Origin of the sequence: Marinobacter sp. SS5-14b, from assembly GCF_030541005.1 — a bacterium.
In the GTDB taxonomy this organism is placed as follows: domain Bacteria; phylum Pseudomonadota; class Gammaproteobacteria; order Pseudomonadales; family Oleiphilaceae; genus Marinobacter.
Genome location: NZ_JASSVM010000008.1, coordinates 63258 through 78856 on the forward strand (window position 1 = coordinate 63258; position 15599 = coordinate 78856).

Below are 15599 nucleotides of genomic sequence, written 5' to 3' on the forward strand. Positions count from 1 at the left end.
TGGGTTTCCTCTAAAAGCTCGTCGATGAAGCAAAAAGCAGAACAGCCAATGTGACGGCGATTGCGACCGCACTGATCGCCAGGCTGTGGTGGATGAGGCCGCTTTGGAGGTTTCGGGCTCGTGCACCCAGTGCACGCACAGCCGCCACCAGGGCGAAAATCAGGCCGTCGATACGGCGTTCATCTCCAAACCGCACGTAGGTCGCGACCCTCAGGCTCACTCTGCCCACGCAAAGCACAATCTTGAACAAGCCCCGCTCCGTTCGCTCGCCCGCAGAGGCAAGGAAGAGACCGGCGCGCCCAAGAGAAAGCACAGCTTCATACAGACGCCCTTCCAAACGCTCACATCCTCGGGCTACAGCCATTGCTGGCCTACCGACCCAGACCGTAAGCCCACCGCCAACGGAAAGTCCGCGTCGCGCCCACGGATAGACCGGACCTAGCAGGCGGGGAGCCGGCACGAGCCAGCCCAGGCCGAGGCCACACGCGGCAGCAAGAAGCCCGAGGAGCACGGCCAATGTGCCTGCGGTGACGGCGGGCAGATCAAGAACGGCCTCGATGGGGCCGAAGGCCAGGCCGAGAATCGTGGCAGGGACCGCCAACCCCCAAATGCCCACGCGCATCCAGGCACTACCGGCAACCGGTCGGGTTTCGCCGGAGCCTCGCCACAGCAGGCACAAGGCCCGGGCCATATAGCCGCCGGTCAGCAGGGTACCGGCCAGCGCCAGGGGGCCGAGCCAGGCGGCACCCTGCGCAGACAGGGCGGCGGCGATTACCGCATCCTTGGAGAAGAACCCACTCAGTGGCGGGATACCGGCCAGTGCCAGCGCTGCCAGCGCAAAGCCGGCAAAAGTCCAGGGTCTGTCACGACCAACCCCCTCCAACTGATCGAACCCGGTACCCCCGCGAGCATGCTGGAAGTCGCCGGCGGCAAGAAACAGGGTGCTCTTGATGGCTGCATGGGCGAGCAAATGCATGAGAGCCGCCAGCGGAACGCCGGCTCCAACCGCAACCAGCATCAAGCCATATTGACTGGCAGTGGAAGCCGCGAGCAGGCGTTTGAGATCACGCTCGGCAAGTGCAATAACCCCGGCTGCCACCGTGGTAACGCCGCCGACAAGTCCGACGACGAGCAACACCTCGGGTGTCAGCAGCGGGGCCGAACGGATCAGCAGGATGGCACCCGCCGCCACCAGCGTGGCCGAGTGCAGCAGCGCCGAGACCGGTGTCGGCCCCGCCATGGCACGCATAAGCCAGTCCTGCAAGGGGACCTGGGCCGACTTACCCATGGCGGCCAGTAGCAACAAAAGCCCCGCGGCGGTCGAGGCACTGCCGCCGGCCTCCAGGGAGGCGGCAATCTCGCCGGTACCGGCCGACCCAATCAGCATAAATACCGCCACGTACAAACCCAGATCGGCGCTACGAGTGTAGAGGAAAGCGCGACCGGCGGCATCCGCGGCCTCGGGTCGCTGGAACCAGAAGCCAATCAGCAGGTAACTGCACAAACCGATCAATTCCCAGGCCGCCAGCAACAGAACCCAGTCGCCGGACAGCACCAGCGCCTGCATGGCAGCCAGGAACAGGGACATTACGGCGTAGAAACGGCACAGGCCGGACTCCCGCTTCATATAACCAACTGCATAAATCAGCACGAACGTGCCTACGGTGGCCACCGCCACCGTCAACAGCGCTTCCAGAGGTCCGGCAACCATTCGAAGCGGCATGTCTGGCAGCCCCGGCAGAAGCAGGGTTTCGGCCTGCCCGCCGGCGACCCGGGTCAGTAACCATAGACTGCCGCCCAGACTCAACGTCGCCCCGCCGAGAACCAGCGCCGTGGAGCCCCGGCGCAGGACCAGCAACGCCATGGCCGCGATCAGCGGTGGCATTATCGGTAGAAGCACTGCACTCATCCTTTCAGGTCCCCGGCTTCTTCCATTTCAACCGAGCCCTTGGCCCGGAAACGCGCAATCGCGACACCGAAGCCAACCGCCATTTCGACCGCCATGACGGTCATCACCACCAGCACGAACATCTGGCCGGAGTAGCTTTCGGGGTGCAGAAAACGCCAGAAGGCGACCAGGTTCACCAACGCGCCCGCAAGAATCAGCTCCACCCCCATCATGATCATAACCAGATTGGTCTGGGACAACGCGCCATAAACACCAATACCGAACAGGATTGCACCGGTTACAAGCGCCACGATCAGGACGAGAGTCATTCCGTATCCTCCTTGTCAGCAATATTGGCCGTCGTTTGCACCGGTATCGCCACCGCCGTGGCCGCAATCATCGCGGTCAGGATAGTGATACCGGCGGTTTCGAAGATCAGCATGGAACGACCCAGCAATTCCATGCCCAGCGCCCGTGTCTGCATCGCCGCATCCGGCGCCTCGGCCGTTACAGGTCCCCAATCGGCCCAAAACGCGACCACTATCGCAACACCGGCAGCGACCACGCCAGCGCCAATTGAAAAGCGCTTCTGGTGGGTCATATCCATGCCCCCCATCCCGCCCGGGTCCATCATGAACATCACCATGAAAATGGCCATGATGCTCATCTCCGTCGCCATCATCATGATCTGCAGCACGCCCAGGAATTCGGTCTGCATCGCCAGGAACATGCAGCCGACGGCAGTCTGAGAAAACAACAGCGCCAGCGCGGAACGCACCATGGACGATGTGCGAAACACCACCACGCCGAAGCCGATGGCGGCCAGCCCGAAAACGGCAACAAAAAAAGCCTGAGCGTACATTATGGAACCACCAGAACCAGTAAACCCACAACAATGATATTGAGCAGTGCCAGGGGAATCCCCAAGGTCCAGCACCACCGCATCAGATCCGCCTCGCGAATGCGCGGCAGATAGCGACCGGCCAGGAGCATCGACACGGCCACGGCCAGGGTCTTGATCAGGCTCCAGGCCCAGGGAGGCAGCAGCGGCCCATGCCAGCCGCCGAGGTAGAACACCGTGGTCGCGGAAGCCAGCGTGATCACCAGCGTCAGCCTGGCCAGGCGCAACACCCCCAGGCGCACGCCGGTGTATTCCGCGTCCACACCCCCGCCCAGTTCCCCGGGTGCGGTTGGCAGATCAAAAGGCGCACGAAACGCCAGCGCCATGGCGGCAATGAAAAACAGCACGAAACCAAGCGGCTGATAGACAATGTTCCACAAGCCGTCTTGGGAGCCAACGATCACCGTGGTCACCAGGGATTCGGCGCGCATCGCCACCGCAGTGATGGGCATGACAATAAGCATGGCGTAGGCGATGAGCTGGCCAAGGAATCGCCAGCCGCCGATCATGGCGTAGGCGCCATTCGGGCCCCAGCCGGCCATGATCAGCGCCACCAGCACATAGGCAAGCGCCGCGTTGATGAACAGCGCACCGGTAGCCAGATCCGCGATCACCAGGGTCGGCGCCAGAGGCAGAACCGCCGCGCCAAGCACCGCGACGATCAGCAGTAGCACCGGCGCCGTCTCGAAAAAGACCCGGTCCGGCGTGCGCGGTACAATGGATTCACGACCGAGGTGCGCCAGGCCGCTGAGTAGGGGCGCGGCCGGACGCAGGCGGCCCGTTGTCGTCCAGCCCTCGACCACGGCGAGCAGCCAGACGCTACCAAGCAACGCAAGCAACACGATGACGAAGTTCACGAGATCACCTCCCAGGGCGAAAGGTCAAGTGATCCGACCGCCACCAGTGCGTCGCCCAGTTCCCGGCCCTCGACAAGCTTTGCGACCAGGCCGATATGGTGACTGCAGGCGGTGTCCAACCTGTAGGATTTCACCTGGCCGTGTTCCAGAATCAGGCTCAGTTGAGCCTCGCCGCGCGGGGTTTCCACGGTGGCCTCACCGGTGCCTGATCCACGCCCGATGTTTCGCAAAACAGGTAGCCCCGGCTCCCCGGTTGCCTTGATGTAGTCGAGGCTCGTGATGATTTCGTCCAGGCGCTGCCACAGGCGCGCCCAGGCATCTCCGGCGTCGTCAGCAGCGCGCGCCACGGGGCCACTCAGGCCCGCAGTGCCCGATGGCAGTACGCCGATCCCCTTCAATCGCGATTTGAGCAAAGGCGTTCGCCCAAGACGAGCCGCCAATGCCTGCAGAGCGGGCGTCAGTTCCACAAGCCGTTTTCCACTGGCGCGGCGGATCTCCAGTTGCAGGGTTGCGGCACGATCCGTCAACCAGGCGAAGCCGAGCTGGCGCCCCGTTTGCGCCAGCCAACCCAGGTGACTGGCGATGCGCTCACATTCAAGCGCCACAGCCCGGGCCTGATCGGTTGCCGAATCGTTCTCCAGACCAGCCGCCCGCTCGATTGCCAGGCAGGCCAGCAGTCGGTAGCTCACGCTGGCCAGTGGCATGGCCGACGCCAGGCGCTCGATAAAGGTCTCGGCGTCGATCTCCTTGCCTTCTTCACTCTCATTGATCATGCCCACCAAGGATGTGGCCTGTCCTTCTGTTACGCCGTCACCGTCAAGAGTCAGCGTCAACTTGAGCCCACCAGGCAGACCGGGGAAAACCGGACCGAACGGCACCTCCATCCAGTCCATCGCCAACCCGTCGGCGCTACGAGGCAGGTCCTTGGTCACTTCAATCATGGACATGAATCCCGAGGCGCCGTGGTCATGCCCACCATGATCATGACCACTATGACCGTGACCTACATGATCATGGCCACCATGTTCGTGGCTATCATGACCGTGCTCACTGTGATCATGCCCCGAATTTTTCTCCTCCGCGTCGCCGTCGGACTCATCGTGCTGGTGCTTGTGTCCGTGATCATGATGGTTTTCGTGCGAGTGCTGATGACCCTCGTGCTGCTCATGATCGTGCTCATGCGAATCATGATGGTCATGGCAGTGACCATGATCGTGTTCGTGTTCATGGTGTTCGTGCTGCTGCGCATGATCATGATGCTGGTGTTCGTGCTCATGATGCTGGTGTTCGTGCTCATGGTGCCGGTGCTCGCGATGATCGTGCCCATGGTCATGCTCGGGGGCCGGCTCCCCTGCCTCCCGGGCGACCAGGTCCATGCCACACTTGGGGCAACTACCCGGCTCGTTCTGGACAACTTCCGGGTGCATGGGGCAGACATACTCGATTCTGGCGTGCAGAACAGGGGCGTCGAAATCCTCGGGGGAGTCTGAGAATGCGCCCTTGGCCAGCGCGCGCTTCAACCAGTCAACCGCGTCGATCAGGCCGGCTTGCGAAACACCCGCGGAAAAATCAGCGTCCGGTAGCGTTGACGGCGTCTGTCCGCCCAAATTGACAATGGCTCGCGGCCTCGGCATCTGCGCATAGAGCACCGCCACGGCCTCGTTCATTTTCTCTGAAAGCTCGCCGATAATCAGGAGCACGCTCGCATCGCGAGGTGTCGCGGTGATGCGCATACCTGCCGCTGTCACATCCAGGCCATGGGACAGTGCCACTTCAGGCCCCGGGACGATCAGGCAGCTCAGGTTGCCCGCGAGGGCCCGGGAAACCCACTTCTGAAGTACCGTGAACCGCTCCTGCCGCTGGCGCGCGCCCGTAATGCTCATTGTCGGGTCAGAAGTCATTGCCGCCTCAATGCCCCCTGACTCCAGCCGTAGAGCAAACCAAGAAAGAGAATGGCAAGGAACACCCCCATGTCATACAAAGCAACCAGCCCTACTTCCCTGTATACAACTGCCCAGGGGTACATAAATGCCATTTCCATGTCGAAGGCCAGAAAGAGCAGCGCGTAGCCGTAGTACCGTGCGTGATAGCGGCCCCAGACCGGGTCCCGTGACAACACTCCGGAACTCGCTGGCACGTCCTTGCCCGGCTCCCGACGCGTCGGGCCCATGGCACGGGCAATCCCAAACAGGGCCAAAACCGTAGCTGCGATGCCAAGCACCAAGGCAAGCAGCAGACCGTACTGCTCCAAAATACTCATCATCCAATCCTCAAGTCGCGCAACGGAGTCTGCACTCCGATAGCGTTCTCCAGAGACAAGATCAATATGCCCTTAACTCGCTTCTTGGTTCCGCATGGGCGAACCGTACTTCCCGAGCAAACAGAGGCTAAAAACTCACCCGCAGATATCCTTACTCCAGTCCATGATGCTTCCCTTCATATACCTTGACGTTCCTTATCTTGCCTCCCTCATTGAGCAATTCGAAATCATTTCCAGACAAAGGCTTTATCTTGTTACAGGAATAGTCGCGACCATAGACAGATGTGCAAAATTTACCGTCTTTGACCTCCCATCTTCCGATATAGTGGGTAAGGTTTCCCTGCTGTTCGCGATATTTGGTCATTCCATAGATCGAACCATCAGGATCATAGTACTCATGAAAAGTTCGAGTGCGAAAATTGTCCTGAGCATCTCGGAATTCCATTTGCACCGTGTTTCCGACGACAACATCTGCGACACCTTCGCCAGAAAGAACTTCTTCAGCGTGCAAAAATGGCGCTTGCAAAAAAGTCAAAAATACGAACAGTTTAAAATTTATTGCTTTCATCTGGTTATCTCCCAGTTTCTTTCAATTATTGTGATCACACGAACAACAGCCTTAAGTCGTATCGTAGGATTGTGAAGAAAGCTCAATGTATCAATTGCATTACAACAGTCCACTTATTTTCCACTCCGCTCAACTGGCCAGTCACTAAAAGCGATGAAGTAGAGCAAAACCAGATTGACGATGGGGATAAGTATCAAGACCCCCATCCACCCCGGATATCCCGTGCGCTGGCAGATACGCCAGGCCGGTATCACTACCACAATGCCAATCACCAGCATCCAGAGCCAGTGACCTGCCCACATTGTGTTGCCAAACATATCACCTTCCATCACGGTGCTGTCCTCCCGGTTGACTACTGATTAGTGGTGATCATGGGCATGAGATTCATCATGTCCCGAATGTCCGGTTTCCTGGAACCTTTTCAGAAAAAACTGCTCTGCTGCCGCAATAACAACCATCGTGCCAACCGCAACGCCAATCACAAACGGGTCAGAGTTCAGTTTGACCCAGACAAAACCTCCAAGTACGAGCAAATCCAGGAGGATAGCAACCGCTGGCACCCATGCCTTTGCCTTCACATCGCCGCGTAAATAACGAAGGACTCCCCAGTGAATGGCAATATCCATTACCAAATAGAACACGATACCTAGTGCTGCAATCCGGGAGAGATCAAAGAAAGCCGTCAGAACCAGTCCCAGAACCACGGTGTAAACCAGCGTGTGCTTTTGGATACTGCCCGGCATACCGAAATGACGATGGGGAACCAGCCTCATTTCGGTTAACATCGCAAGCATCCGTGAGACCGCAAAAATACTGGCCAGAATGCCGCCGGCGGTTGCCATCATGGCAATGGCAACCGTGAACCAGACCGCGTACTCTCCCAGAGCTGGGCGCGCTGCGGCAGCAAGCGAATAGTCCTGCGTTTCGATGATTTCAGCCAGCGACAGGTTACTGGCCACAGCAAAACCAACCAGGGTGTAAATTACCACGCAGGCCGCGATGGAAATAATGATGGCTCGCCCTACATTCCGCTTGGGATCTATCACTTCGGAACCGCTGTTAGTGATCGTAGTGAAGCCCTTGAAGGCGAGTATTCCAAGTGCCGTTGCACCCAGGAAATTACCCGTTGCTCCGGCTTCGCCCGTGCTTGAAAAGTCGACCAACAGACTGTCGGCAACCCATACACCCACGACCCCGAAAATCAGTATGCCTCCGATCTTCAGGATGCCTATGAAGGAGGCCACCCCCTGAATCATTCGGTTACCGAGCAGGTTGATCAGAAACGCTGCCAGGATCAGGGACACGCCGAGAATGGGCACCATGCGACCGCTTTCATCGCCACCGAACAGCTGCATGGTGTAGGAACCGAAAGTACGCGCGAGGAAGCTCTGGGCGATCACCATCGAGAAATACATCAGCAAGGCGTTGAACGCGGTCGGCAGCCGATTGCCATAGGCTTTGTAAAGGTACATGCCAATGCCCCCGGCTGACGGCCAGGCATTGGAAATCTTGACGTAGGAATAAGAACTGAAGCTGACGATCACCGCGGCCGCCAGAAACGCCAACGGGAAAAGAACCCCCGTCATCTGCGCCATTTGCCCGGTAAGGGCAAAGATACCGGCGCCGATCATGACGCCGGTACCCAGCATAACGGTTCCCGTGAGGGTGAGACTGCCTTCCTTGTAGCGAGTAGTTCTGTCCTGCTCCGTGCTCATCTAACCTCCAGCTATTTTCGTTTCATGGGCGGGATCTTTGAACAGCAAAACGGATCAAGTTTGGCATTGGCACGTACGTTATCATCTGTAAACCGGTACCACGCCAGTTTCCGTTTAGTCCACCACCCCCCCTTCAACCGACCGCCATGTGCTTCAATCGCCTCCAGCAACTCATCGGTGGACCAATGGGTTCCATCGAAGGTGACTTGCAGTTGGTTATTTGCCTTGCGTTCGGCAAAATCTACACAGGGATGATGGTTGAGTTCGTGAATAAAATCAAACCATTCGCCCTCTTCAATACCTTCAACGGCAAGTTTTCGGCGCAGCAGAAACTGCTCTTGGTTCGATGCTTTGTGTGCTTTAGTCATGGGAGAAACCTCTTAGCCTTATCATCTCCCCTCTATGACAACATGCGGACCTGAACTGCGACTGAAAATCAGTGAGGGCTTTCGATGAAATTGATGTACATCAAAAAGAGAGCCAGGACAAAACCTGGCTCGTTATCCCAATCAGAACGCGATGCGGGCACCGATGACGGCAAACCAGTCTTCTGTACCGCCGCCTTCGGCTTTAGCGAGATCTGCGGTATCACCGTACTTGCGCTCATGCACCACGCCCACGTAAGGCGAGAATGCGCGATCGATCAGATCATAGCGTAACCGGAGCCCAGTTTCGGTGGAAACCAAGCCTTTACCCACGCCAACTTCCTCGTCCTCGCTGAATGCTACCGTTGCATCCAGCGTCGCAGACAGGATCCAGTAGTTAGTGAACAGCAGCTCGTATTCCGCGTCGATTTCGGCAGACGAATCACCATCCTTGCTAACATACAGGTTGGCATCGACCTCAAACCATTGCGGGGCAAGCCCAGCGACACCCAGCACGGCATAAGTGCGATCCGGCCCTTCAGGGGTGTCGAAGCGAACACCCGCTTTGGCGTCGAAGAACTTGGAGATGGGGATCTGGCCGACCAACTGGTTTTCCAGTGTTTCGTAGGCCTGTTCCTCTATCTCGTATTCCCCGGTTGTGAGCAGCCGGACTTTGAACTCGTCGGTGCCATAGAAGGCATCCGCATTCCAGACGCCCAGTTCCTCATCATCATCGCTGTATCGGTACTCAAACTCCTCAAATTGAACACCCCAGGCTGTGAGCGGTTGTTTACGAGCGGTGGTATCGGAAATCATTTCCTGAGCTATCACCGTCGTTGAGAAACCAATAGAGGCAAGGAAACTGACTGCGGCAAGTGATCGAATACAGCTCATGCCTCACCTCCATCTTCAGCAACAACGCCTGTCTTGGCCTGCGTGGACTCAGGGCCACCCTCAACAATCACCTTGCGGAACATCCCGGCAGCCGCATGGTAAGAAAGATGGCAATGGAACGCCCATTGGCCTGGCTCGTCAACCTCGGTTTCCATGTACACCGTAGTGCCCGGGTTCACGCTAACGGTGTGTTTGATCGGGTTCCACTGACCTGCGCCAACATCAAGGATGGACCACATACCGTGCAGGTGCATGGGATGAGTCATCATGGTTTCGTTCACAAACTTGAAACGGACCCGTTCACCATATTTGAGACGAATGGGATCCGCGTCTTCGTATTTAACACCGTTGATACTCCACGTGTAGCGCTCCATATTGCCGGTCAAACGAAGCTCGATCTCCCGAGTCGGTTCGCGGTCTTCGTACAACGGGTCCTGAGCCTTCAGATCAGAATAGGACAGGAACTTGCCACCATTGGCCGCCGTCGGCACAAGGCCACTGCCCTTGGCATAGAAGGGATCGCTGGGACCGCCTTTTCCCATCGCCATGGAACCATGGTCCATGCCGGACATGTCAGAGTGATCCATTCCTTTCATGTTGGAGTGATCCATTCCTTTCATATTCGAATGGTCCATGCTGCCCATGTTTGAGTGGTCCATTCCGGACACACCTTCTGAGCTGCCCATATCCATGTTTCCATGATCCATGCCTGCCATGCTGCCATGGTCCATACCGGGCATACCGCCCATATCCGCCATGGTCAGTCGGGCAGCTTCACGCAGTTGCGGCACGGCCGCTTCCATACCCTCTTCGGGGGCCAGTGTTGCCCTCGCATAACCGGAACGCCCCATGGATTCGGCGAAAATGGTGTAAGCCTGCTCATCTTTGGGGCGCACAATCACATCGTAGGTTTCCGCCACACCGATCCGGAACTCGTCCACACTAACCGGCTGAACGTTGTTGCCATCTGCCTGCACAACCGTCATGTCCAGACCGGGGATCCGGATATCAAAGTAAGTCATCGCCGAAGAGTTGATAAAACGCAGCCGAATGCGTTCGCCCGGCTCGAAGATCCCTGTCCAGTTTTGGCTTGGTCCTTTGCCGTTGATCAAGCCCGTAAAGCCATGGATATCCTCAACGTCCGCTTTCATCATCCGCATGCTACCCCAGGCCATACGGTCACTGACGGTGTTCATCAGGCCATTTTTTGACACGTCCGAGAAAAACTCGCCCACAGTTTGCTGCTCACGGTTGTAATAATCCGACATCATTTTCAGGTTGCGCATGATGCGGTCACCGGAATGGGGGTGTTTATCGGTCAGCTGCACCACGTATTCACGATCGTAGCGGAACGGTTCACGGCCCTCGGGCTCAATGACAATGGCGCCATAGGCTCCGTCTGGCTCCTGAAAACCAGAGTGGCTGTGGAACCAATAGGTGCCTGCTTGCTGGATAGGAAATTCATAGGTGAATGTTTCACCCGGCTTGATACCTGGAAAACTGATACCTGGCACACCATCCTGGTCGAAGGGAAGGATCAGTCCGTGCCAGTGGATCGAGGTCATCTCGTCCAGGTTGTTGGTTACGTTGATCCTGACATTTTCACCTTCCTTGAAGCGCATCACCGGTCCCGGAGATGCACCATTGTAGCCGATACCTTCTTTCACGAAATCGCCGGTATCAATTTTAACCCGGTCAACCGTCAGGCCGTATTCACCGGCCATGACCATGGCCGGCATCAGCAGGGTCAAAAGCCCTGTCAAAAGGCGTATCTTCATCTGTTTTATTCCCAACTGCACTTCATTGGAGCTAGGCTGGAAAGCCTTCACCAGCCCTTGCAATCGTGCGGCGCTCAGCACACTGTATTATTCGAAATTTACGTCACCGTACATTCCTGACTGGTAATGGCCCGGCACGTTACAGGCAAATTCGATATTGCCTTTATCAGAGAACTTCCAGACAACTTCCTTGCTCTGCCCGGGTTCCAGTAAGACGCTGTTGGGATCGTCGTGTTTCATGGAATGACCATTGCCCATATCCATGTTCATCATGTCGTGGTTCAGCTTGCCGCCCTGAATCACGCCATGCTCAACCATCATCATCATTTCTTTTTGATGGCTCTCGTGCATGGCGGGGGTGCCAATGTTGAACTCATGGACAAGACTGCCCTTATTCTCCACCACAAATCTCACGGTTTCACCAGGCTTCACAGTTATTTCTTCCGGCTCATAGTAGTTGTCGTACATTTCCACGGTGATGGTGCGAGCAACCTCGGAGGCCTTGCCGGGCTCTCCGCTGCTAGCCCCGTGCCCGCCACCGTGGGCTCCTGCTGCAAAAGCACCCGCTGACATTGAAAAGGCCACACCCGCTACCAACAACTTTGATACATTCATACCATCTTCTCCTGTGAAATCGTTCAGCAACAATTAATTGTATTTTCAGGACACTTGATCAATGTCCAGAATCGTTACATAAGATCGCTTACCAACCTGAATTCTTACTGAAAATTCAAAAAAATTTATTTAGGCTGAATTCAGGACTACTAAAGACATTACGTTGAATTCACAGTCGCCGCTCAGCAAAAAGGAAAAAAAATGCGTTTACTACTGGTTGAAGACGATCAGATGCTCTCAAACAGCCTTTTGCATCAACTTGAAAAATCGGGGTTCAGCGTGGACCCTGCGTATACGGCAAAAGAAGCAATAACTCTGGGTGAACAGGAAGATTATCGGGTCAGCATCTTGGATCTGGGGCTGCCCGACGGCAACGGTTTAGATGTTTTAAAAAAGTGGCGCGCAAAGAACATTGCCTTTCCCGTACTAATCCTGACAGCGCGAGATGACTGGCATGATAAAGTGGCTGGACTAAAGGCAGGGGCAGACGACTACCTCGCAAAACCTTTCCAGACCGAAGAGTTAATTGCACGGCTGAATGCTATTGTTCGCAGGAGCGAAGGGAGAACACATTCATTGGTTAAGGCAGGCCGCTTTGTGCTGGATGAAAATCGTCAATGCTTGTCGGTGGACGATGGAACTGAACATCCACTTACCGGCACAGAGTTTCGTCTTCTGCGCTGCCTGATGAGTAAGCCGGGCCATGTCTTTTCAAAAGACCAACTGCTAGAGCAGCTTTACAGTCTCGAAGATAGCCCAAGCGCGAACGTTATCGAGGCATATATTCGGAGGCTGCGAAGACTGGTGGGAAATTCCACAATCTCAACCCGACGTGGCCAAGGCTATATGTTCAATGACAACGTTTAAGAAACCTGCCTCTGTAAAAGGCACCCTGCTTGTAATACTGCTGCCCGCAGGTGTTGCCTTGATGGCAATAGCCTGGTTTGCACATGGTGCTCTGCTCGAAAGAATGTCCCGTGAATTTGTCACGGACAGGCTGAAAGAGGAGGTTTCGTTTTTAGAGCATCAGATTCGGGACAGTGACGGAGCCTTCGACGGACTCAAGACGGGCGATTACTTTCAGCGCGTATTCCACCATGCTTTTGTTCAACACTCCGATTCCAGGACCATCATTTCGCCAGAATCATGGAAACCGCTACTATCGCCGCTCATCAAATCGGAAAAAGAGGGCACGATTCGGGTCGAAAATTCTGAAATAGCAGGGGCCCCAACGGACATATTGGCATATCGGAGTTCCTTCATCGCAAACGAAAAACCGTTTGTTGTTATCGTTGCAGAAGACCTCGGCGCATTGAAGAATAGCCAGGCAGAGCTACATGCATGGACGGCAATCGCATCTCTTTTACTTATCTCGCTATTGGTTTGTGCAATCTGGTTCGGAATCAATCTATCCATGCATTCTGTCACACGACTCAAGGCGTCACTGAAAAGACTCCAGGATGGGAGCGTCTCGCGTATAGATATGACTGTCCCCGAGGAGTTCCACCCTCTCGTCGAACAGTTGAACCAGCTGCTTGACTCACTTGATCAACGATTGGAGCGCTCGAGGAATGCGCTGGCAAACCTATCCCACAGCGTTAAAACTCCGATTGCGTCTGTCCAACAAATTCTCAGCGACACTTCTACGCCGCTAGATAGCGAGTTAAGGCAGCAAATAGCTGCGCGTCTCGGGGATATTGACAAACAACTTGAAGCTGAAATGCGCCGCAGCCGGTTTGCTGGGCCGCAGGTAGGAAAAAGCTGCTATCCAGTAGAAAAAGCACGGGACCTTCTGTGGATGATGGGAAGACTATACCCGGCAAAATCATTTGAGTTATCAAGTTCTCTCCCAGAGAATAGCCGTTGGCCAATTGTAGAATACGACCTATCTGAAATACTGGGGATCGTGCTGGACAATGCGGGGAAGTGGTCACATAGAGAGGTGGAGCTAATATTGGAACAATGCGGCCCCTCAAAACGAATTGTCGTGACAGACGATGGTCCCGGCGTTGAGGAAGCTGAATTGAGCAAGCTTGGTCAACGAGGATTAAGGCTGGACGAACAGACTCCGGGCCACGGGCTCGGCCTTGCAATCGTTCAAGACATTGTTAGCCGGTATGGTGGGAAGATCGTCTTTTCAAATCGCCCACGGGGTGGATTAAAGGTCACGATTGAATTTTGAATTCACGGAAGTTAAAGAGCGGGTTTGTCGCGTCTGAAAACTCTGACAACTCTACCCTTAGCAAGAACCAACGCAGTCAAACAAGTACGATTTGCCACATAACCGCACTGGCCTGACGGTGGCAACCATTCAGCGGGACCACGGGACCACATGCTCGATGTCGATCTCATTGCTGTTCTGGATGACTTTGCCTGTGAACGGACTGATTCAGCGGCCCGAAACCACTCTGCAACGACGTTCATCTGCAAGCCGGACCTTGGTCGTGGATTGTGCAATCAATGCCTCAGTACGGCTGTCTTGACAATTTCCATCGGCGTCTTCCCAACCTTGCCCGAACGCAGACCGTTCGTAGCTTTGTAACTTGCCTTTCTGCTCTTGGACCTGTTGAACCGAGGCCAAAGAGACACCATCCGGAAGTTTACCGCCTGAATCCAGGCAGGCATCAACAGAGTCGTAGGGTTGATATTTCTTGATTCGCTCATACCAACTTCCTTGCGGTGGATGGCAAAGGCCGCTGCTCGACTTTTTATATTGGAAGCATGAGCCGGAGCACTGATAAGACCTGCTACCACAAAAACGAAGAGGGGAAGGATTCTTAAAGCGCAAACCATGATGTGTAAAGGCTCTCTCAAGTGTAAACTTACGGAAGGCTGCACACGTATGGTCCCTCGCAGCCTTACACTCCATGGACGATGCTTCACTCCTAGGAAGCGACAACGATTGACCGAAGGTCGGTGTTTCCAGTTTGCAGCCCAAAGAGGCTGAGAAGTTTATTGACCATTTTCGATTGCAGCAAGCTGACGTAGGCCTCAGAGTAGAGCAGGCGACGCCTGCTTGGCTGCGTACTATCTTTAACGTGATTTGGACGGGAAAGATCGACTATCCATGGCTATTAGCTTTTATGAAAAAGGGGAGCTGACCTCTGGCTTCCACGGTTGGCGAGTTGTTGCCACCATCCGAGGCAAACGCTATCAGAAGTATTTCTCTCTTAAGAGGCCGAACAACAGAATTACTCAAGAACTCTGGTACCAGTATCAAGAGACCAGGGCCAAGTACTATGAGGCCCGTTACATGGCCCGCTCCGCAGCACTTCAATATCTGGATTTCATTGGAAAAGACCATCCCTCAACCCTCCCCTGTCGCGGTGTTGGCTTCCAGGGCATCACGCTTGGCATCGGAAGCGGGAAAAGTGCTGCACAGGAAACCTGCTATTTCTCCGTAAACAAACGAGGAGCTGCTAACAAATTCTACATAGATGAGCGGGCATCTCTATCTCAGGCCTGGGAGCATGCCGTAAAACATTGGGGAGAAGTCTTCAATATCCGACCCAAAGACGTAGCTAAAAAGCTCGAACAGGTTCCCAGTCCTGATCAGTTCAAATCGCTTCGAAAACAACTGAACAATCATGAGGGCTGCGACTATCAAGCCAGCGTCCTCCATCATGTTTACGCCGAACAACGTAGCCAGCTGGAAAAACATAAGGCTAAGGCAACCACCAGAGGAAAGCTCAACGAGGATGATCTTCTGGCAATGTACGCGAACCTAGAGCGCCAGGTGTCAGAGTTTCGGAATTAGA

16 protein-coding genes are annotated in these 15599 nt (G+C 55.4%); 3 read left to right on the forward strand and 13 right to left on the reverse strand.

All coding sequences use genetic code 11. The features are described from left to right. Window positions 1-10: 10 nt before the first annotated feature. From QPL95_RS15655 to QPL95_RS15715, 13 genes are all read right to left on the reverse strand, one after another. A complete protein-coding gene (locus QPL95_RS15655; RefSeq protein WP_153741175.1) occupies window positions 11-1909 on the reverse strand; it encodes an NADH-quinone oxidoreductase subunit L in 1899 nt (632 codons plus the stop codon). Further along, window positions 1906-2217, reverse strand: coding sequence for an NADH-quinone oxidoreductase subunit NuoK (gene nuoK / locus QPL95_RS15660; protein ID WP_053113951.1), 312 nt, complete (start codon window positions 2215-2217; stop codon window positions 1906-1908). Before nuoK ends, QPL95_RS15655 begins: the two co-directional genes overlap by 4 nt. Then, complete coding sequence (locus QPL95_RS15665) at window positions 2214-2750, reverse strand: NADH-quinone oxidoreductase subunit J (RefSeq protein WP_199452670.1); 537 nt, start codon at window positions 2748-2750, stop codon at window positions 2214-2216. Before QPL95_RS15665 ends, nuoK begins: the two co-directional genes overlap by 4 nt. Continuing rightward, window positions 2750-3646: a complex I subunit 1 family protein gene (locus QPL95_RS15670; RefSeq protein WP_008169443.1), complete on the reverse strand. Its 897-nt coding sequence runs from the start codon at window positions 3644-3646 to the stop codon at window positions 2750-2752. Before QPL95_RS15670 ends, QPL95_RS15665 begins: the two co-directional genes overlap by 1 nt. Next, the gene (locus tag QPL95_RS15675; protein WP_303291901.1) at window positions 3643-5529 is read right to left on the reverse strand and encodes a heavy metal-binding domain-containing protein; all 1887 of its coding nucleotides are present in this window, start codon (window positions 5527-5529) and stop codon (window positions 3643-3645) included. The genes QPL95_RS15670 and QPL95_RS15675 overlap by 4 nt, the downstream gene beginning before the upstream one ends. A 14-nt stretch (window positions 5530-5543) precedes the next feature. Then, window positions 5544-5906: an NADH-quinone oxidoreductase subunit A gene (locus QPL95_RS15680; RefSeq protein ID WP_008169436.1), complete on the reverse strand. Its 363-nt coding sequence runs from the start codon at window positions 5904-5906 to the stop codon at window positions 5544-5546. A 151-nt stretch (window positions 5907-6057) separates the two neighbouring features. Next, on the reverse strand, window positions 6058-6474 hold the full coding sequence (locus QPL95_RS15685; RefSeq protein ID WP_153741171.1) for a hypothetical protein: 417 nt from the start codon (window positions 6472-6474) through the stop codon (window positions 6058-6060). Between the two features lie 113 nt (window positions 6475-6587). After that, the gene (locus QPL95_RS15690; protein WP_099615972.1) at window positions 6588-6806 is read right to left on the reverse strand and encodes a hypothetical protein; all 219 of its coding nucleotides are present in this window, start codon (window positions 6804-6806) and stop codon (window positions 6588-6590) included. Window positions 6807-6833: 27 nt separating this feature from the next. After that, window positions 6834-8189, reverse strand: coding sequence for an APC family permease (locus tag QPL95_RS15695; protein WP_303291902.1), 1356 nt, complete (start codon window positions 8187-8189; stop codon window positions 6834-6836). 11 nt (window positions 8190-8200) lie between these two features. After that, window positions 8201-8557 (reverse strand): hypothetical protein, encoded by a 357-nt coding sequence (locus QPL95_RS15700; RefSeq protein WP_092031100.1) that lies wholly within the window; start codon window positions 8555-8557, stop codon window positions 8201-8203. 141 nt (window positions 8558-8698) lie between these two features. Further along, window positions 8699-9448: a copper resistance protein B gene (locus tag QPL95_RS15705; protein WP_303291903.1), complete on the reverse strand. Its 750-nt coding sequence runs from the start codon at window positions 9446-9448 to the stop codon at window positions 8699-8701. Next, window positions 9445-11226, reverse strand: a complete 1782-nt coding sequence (locus tag QPL95_RS15710; protein WP_303291905.1) for a copper resistance system multicopper oxidase — start codon at window positions 11224-11226, stop codon at window positions 9445-9447. Before QPL95_RS15710 ends, QPL95_RS15705 begins: the two co-directional genes overlap by 4 nt. Window positions 11227-11313: 87 nt before the next feature. Beyond that, window positions 11314-11841, reverse strand: coding sequence for a cupredoxin domain-containing protein (locus QPL95_RS15715; RefSeq protein WP_092031103.1), 528 nt, complete (start codon window positions 11839-11841; stop codon window positions 11314-11316). 201 nt (window positions 11842-12042) lie between these two features. Between QPL95_RS15715 and QPL95_RS15720 the strand changes: the two genes are divergently transcribed. The 3 genes from QPL95_RS15720 to QPL95_RS15730 all read left to right on the forward strand — a co-directional run bounded on the left by QPL95_RS15720 (window position 12043) and on the right by QPL95_RS15730 (window position 15598). Continuing rightward, a complete protein-coding gene (locus tag QPL95_RS15720; RefSeq protein ID WP_053113967.1) occupies window positions 12043-12708 on the forward strand; it encodes a response regulator transcription factor in 666 nt (221 codons plus the stop codon). Then, a complete protein-coding gene (locus QPL95_RS15725; protein WP_303291906.1) occupies window positions 12695-14023 on the forward strand; it encodes a sensor histidine kinase in 1329 nt (442 codons plus the stop codon). The genes QPL95_RS15720 and QPL95_RS15725 overlap by 14 nt, the downstream gene beginning before the upstream one ends. 885 nt (window positions 14024-14908) lie before the next feature. Next, window positions 14909-15598, forward strand: coding sequence for a hypothetical protein (locus QPL95_RS15730; protein ID WP_099615980.1), 690 nt, complete (start codon window positions 14909-14911; stop codon window positions 15596-15598). Window position 15599: the final 1 nt, after the last annotated feature.

Coding starts and splice junctions, on each gene's coding strand:
- QPL95_RS15655 (WP_153741175.1), bottom strand. CDS start 1,909: ATGAGTGCAGTGCTTCTACCGATAATGCCACCGCTGATCGCGGCCATG.
- nuoK (WP_053113951.1), bottom strand. CDS start 2,217: ATGACTCTCGTCCTGATCGTGGCGCTTGTAACCGGTGCAATCCTGTTC.
- QPL95_RS15665 (WP_199452670.1), bottom strand. CDS start 2,750: ATGTACGCTCAGGCTTTTTTTGTTGCCGTTTTCGGGCTGGCCGCCATC.
- QPL95_RS15675 (WP_303291901.1), bottom strand. CDS start 5,529: ATGAGCATTACGGGCGCGCGCCAGCGGCAGGAGCGGTTCACGGTACTT.
- QPL95_RS15680 (WP_008169436.1), bottom strand. CDS start 5,906: ATGAGTATTTTGGAGCAGTACGGTCTGCTGCTTGCCTTGGTGCTTGGC.
- QPL95_RS15685 (WP_153741171.1), bottom strand. CDS start 6,474: ATGAAAGCAATAAATTTTAAACTGTTCGTATTTTTGACTTTTTTGCAA.
- QPL95_RS15695 (WP_303291902.1), bottom strand. CDS start 8,189: ATGAGCACGGAGCAGGACAGAACTACTCGCTACAAGGAAGGCAGTCTC.
- QPL95_RS15700 (WP_092031100.1), bottom strand. CDS start 8,557: ATGACTAAAGCACACAAAGCATCGAACCAAGAGCAGTTTCTGCTGCGC.
- QPL95_RS15705 (WP_303291903.1), bottom strand. CDS start 9,448: ATGAGCTGTATTCGATCACTTGCCGCAGTCAGTTTCCTTGCCTCTATT.
- QPL95_RS15710 (WP_303291905.1), bottom strand. CDS start 11,226: ATGAAGATACGCCTTTTGACAGGGCTTTTGACCCTGCTGATGCCGGCC.
- QPL95_RS15715 (WP_092031103.1), bottom strand. CDS start 11,841: ATGAATGTATCAAAGTTGTTGGTAGCGGGTGTGGCCTTTTCAATGTCA.
- QPL95_RS15720 (WP_053113967.1), top strand. CDS start 12,043: ATGCGTTTACTACTGGTTGAAGACGATCAGATGCTCTCAAACAGCCTT.
- QPL95_RS15725 (WP_303291906.1), top strand. CDS start 12,695: ATGACAACGTTTAAGAAACCTGCCTCTGTAAAAGGCACCCTGCTTGTA.
- QPL95_RS15730 (WP_099615980.1), top strand. CDS start 14,909: ATGGCTATTAGCTTTTATGAAAAAGGGGAGCTGACCTCTGGCTTCCAC.